Here is a 2,391-nt window from a genome sequence, read left to right as displayed (position 1 = left end):
TGGACAGGGTGGGGCGCACAGCACCTCCAGCGGGCCGGCCGCGCTCGACGGCGTACAACCCCCATCCGCCCCCGGACCGGCCACCCGGCCCCGGCGTCCGGCGTCCGGCGTCCGGCGTCCGGCGCGGAACGATCACCTAGCTTCCAGCGTAGTCCGCGAGCAGCGGCACGCCACCCGGGCCCCTGGCGGGAGGCGCGGGCCGCCCCCGGGCGGCGGTCGCCCGGGGGTGCCTTCCCCATGGCCGGAGGCCGCTGGCGTCAGGAGGCGGAGGTGGGGCGGGCCCTTCGCCCGCACGCACCACCTCGGCGTCGACGGCCTCTCGGCGATTGTGCCGGGGCGAGCCGGACCACGGACGTTCAAGTGTGGTCGTCGGGGTCATAGATCCTGCCCGCGACGACCACAAGACAGCACGACGGCATGGAACGTCGCCGTCAGCAGGAGCCCTGGTCAGCGGACCTCGGTGACCCGCCGCTCCTTGGCCGTGCCGCAGTTGGAGTTGTACACCTGCACGTGCACGTTGCTGATGCCGCCGCCCCAGTCGACGCAGTGACCCTTGCCGTACACGTAGGCCGGGCCCGCGTACGAGGTGTACCGGCCGAAGTCCTCGCCCCGCTCGTTGGTTGCGGGGACCTCGATCCACAGGGCCATGTCCACCGCGGCACCCGGGTTGTTGCGGATGGTCGCGACGCAGTTCTTGCCGTTCGCGGCGTTGTACGTGAGGTAGACGGTGCCCAGCGAGCCGATGGCGGCCGAGTTCACGGTCTTGTAGGCGCTTCCGCAGACCTTCTGCGGCGTGGTGCTGGGCGCGGCGGAGGCGGGCGCCGCCAGCGCGGTCGTGGCCCCCAGGGCCAGGGCGGCGAATGCGGAGGTGGTCAGGACGGAACGGGTGAATCGCACGTGTTTCCCCCTGTGCTCAGTGGAGTTGATGGCTCCTGCATCATGTGACATACAGGACGGCGCAACGGTTGCGCGTCATCCGCAAGAAGTGGGACCACATCACCCGGACGGCCTACAAACCGCAGGCGATCGCGGCGGCGATCCCTCGGCCGGTGACGGGGCCTCAGGTGCCCTGAGGTAGGCATGCGGACGAGCCTCAAGCAGCTGACCGCGGAAGCCGATCAGCGGATCCGCGACGAGGTCCGGCCGGCGACCCACGCCGGCCGGGCTGCTGCCGCGGCGAAGGCGCCGCAGACCTCCACAACGCGATCGGGACCCCGCACAGGCAGGAGGCCCTGGACGAGGTCGACCGGCTGGAGCGCCGGTGGGGAGCACCTGCACTGCTCTCCGGACGTCGGCCCTGCCGCGCATCCCCCCACGGTGGAGAATGGGCACATGGAGCTGGGTGGGGATGCACTTCCGAGTGCGGTGGGCAACGGGTTGGGGCAGAAGTGGGTTGAGGGGCTGATGTGGAATACCGCGCTGAGCGGTTCTGCCCTGGCACGGTTGCTTTCGGCTGAAGACTTGCCCGGCCGCGCCTCCCCCTGGCTCAGGATCTGTCACCTCGACAGGGAGAAGACAGCTGTCCTGGCCGCCTCCCCGAGGATCGAGGACCGGCTCTCGCTGCTTGAGAACGGCAACGCCGATGTGGACGCCCTGGCGGCGCTCGCCCGGGACCCGGAACCCCGGGTGCGACTGCGGTACGCGCTTCTGGCCGACGACTTCGGTCGGCGCGTACCCGATGGCGTCTTCGACGTACTGGCCAACGACGGCGAGGTGCGGGTTCGGCGAGCCGTAGGGCGGTTGGACCTGCCCCTTGTGGTCCGAGAGCGCCTGGCCGGGGACGAAGACGCCGGCGTCCGAGCAGCGGCCCTCACCCCGGAGTCGTGGCCGAAGCTCCCGGCCTCCGTTCAGGAGCGTCTCCTCGCGGATCCGGATCCCAAGGTTCGGGACGCCGTCGCCAAGGTGCGCCCCGGTGGACCGGAACCCCATCCCAGGCCGACGCTCCCGGCCGAAGCACGTGTACGGGATCCCGACCCGGACATGCGCCGTGCTGCCGCCCAAGACCCGGAGGTCCCGGTCGAGCTGGCGCTGCGGCTGGCCGCCGATCCCGACAACGCGGTCCGGCTGGCCCTGTCGATGCGCGAGGATCTCACCGAGGAACAGCGCTCAGCCATCGCCTATGTCGTACCGCACGGCTACCACGTGCCGCCTCGCTGGATCGCAGAGCGCGGCCATGAGCCGCAGGTCGCGCGTCGGGCGGCCCGCTCGGGCCATGTCCTGCTGCGCCGGAGCATCGCGATGCTGGAACGCCTCCCCGCTGATGTCGTGGACCTGCTGGCCGCCGACGAGGACTTCTTCGTCAAGCTGACCCTGTGCCAGTACGGGGACAAAGCACCTCACGACCTCGTGGTGGAGATGTATGCCTGCTGGCACGGCCTGACATGGAGCGCC

1 protein-coding gene and 1 pseudogene are annotated in these 2,391 nt (G+C 70.9%); one reads left to right on the top strand and one right to left on the bottom strand.

What is annotated here, in order from left to right; translation table 11 throughout:
* Window positions 1-447: 447 nt before the first annotated feature.
* Window positions 448-897: a spore-associated protein gene (locus AB0O29_RS35110; RefSeq protein WP_365160278.1), complete on the bottom strand. Its 450-nt coding sequence runs from the start codon at window positions 895-897 to the stop codon at window positions 448-450.
* 435 nt (window positions 898-1,332) lie between these two features.
* Between AB0O29_RS35110 and AB0O29_RS35105 the strand changes: the two are divergent.
* A pseudogene (locus tag AB0O29_RS35105) lies at window positions 1,333-2,391 on the top strand (hypothetical protein); the annotation flags it as partial.

The organism is Streptomyces sp. NPDC089915, from assembly GCF_040684675.1.
GTDB lineage: Bacteria > Actinomycetota > Actinomycetes > Streptomycetales > Streptomycetaceae > Streptomyces.
This window is presented reverse-complemented; position numbering and strand designations above follow the sequence as displayed.